Raw genomic sequence first — 976 nt, 5'->3', positions numbered from 1 at the left:
CATTTTCATTCATTACAGGAATGCTCCTTTAAAAATAGATTGTTACCATCGATTATCCAGTAATGATAGTCTTCAGGAATGACCTCAATAAATTGCTCATACTTCCCAAGCCATCCATTCGGTACATATAGTTCATAAGATGCAGGTTCAGGATAGTAGGAAGTCAATTCCTTATCATCAAAATCCACATATAGAGAAGGTAACATATCTGAAATATGACTATACCTTCCCTGCTCTAACATCTTCCTTAATTCTTCTGTTCCAACCTCAAAGTCACTAAGCTTTTGGAGGAAGTCTTCCGCCGTGTCCTCGTTTACTACTGCAATATTAAATCTGTCAGAGAAGTCATCAGGATTAGGAATTTCATATCCTTTCTCAAGATATGACGAAATTAGTTTTTTCAAATCTAAAAACCATATCTCCTTATCTGCAACAAACCATCTGAAAAATTTCTTATATTTTACTAGAACTATTATAGTTTCAGCATACTTCGGCTTGTTATGCACTGTACCTCCTCCTCAGTATTCAAGTACCTCGATAATCCTATTTTTTTATTTTACCATACTCTTCTAGCCACTGAATCCAAGGGGTAGGGAATTCATATGATGTTCCTGGCGTGCTCGGGTCGACCACTTTTGGTGCTGTTCCCCCTTGATTAAGAGGATTTGAATTATACTTGTACTGTGGAATTGCACTTTCTTTAACAAAATCATCAAACCATTTCGGCACTTCAACTTCAACAATTTCTGCACCGTTACCCCTTTTTTGCAAGAAATATTCGGCATGTTCCCTAGTTCCTGCACTAACATTCAAATTCGCTTCTTTGTTTGGAATTACCATTTTTCCATTTTCATCAACCTGTATTCTAACTTGGCTTGCATTTGGCATTTCGCCACCTTGAACTCTGTAGTAAGAAACAGTTTCACCCGTCCCCTTAGTAATCTTACTAACCTCACTCACTTCTTCAGCGGCTTTT

At 37.4% G+C, this 976-nt stretch carries 1 protein-coding gene and 1 pseudogene; both read right to left on the bottom strand.

Going from position 1 to position 976, the window contains the following annotated elements; all coding sequences use genetic code 11:
• Window positions 1-5: 5 nt before the first annotated feature.
• Window positions 6-506 carry a hypothetical protein gene (locus ADA01nite_RS21745; RefSeq protein ID WP_146812509.1) on the bottom strand — a complete coding sequence of 167 codons (501 nt, stop codon included), beginning with the start codon at window positions 504-506 and terminating at the stop codon, window positions 6-8.
• A gap of 37 nt (window positions 507-543) precedes the next feature.
• A pseudogene (locus tag ADA01nite_RS22375) lies at window positions 544-976 on the bottom strand (WXG100 family type VII secretion target); the annotation flags it as partial.

Source organism: Aneurinibacillus danicus (assembly GCF_007991215.1).
GTDB classification, from domain to species: domain Bacteria; phylum Bacillota; class Bacilli; order Aneurinibacillales; family Aneurinibacillaceae; genus Aneurinibacillus; species Aneurinibacillus danicus.
Note: the sequence above shows the minus strand (reverse complement) of the source record. Positions and strands in the feature narration are given on the sequence as shown.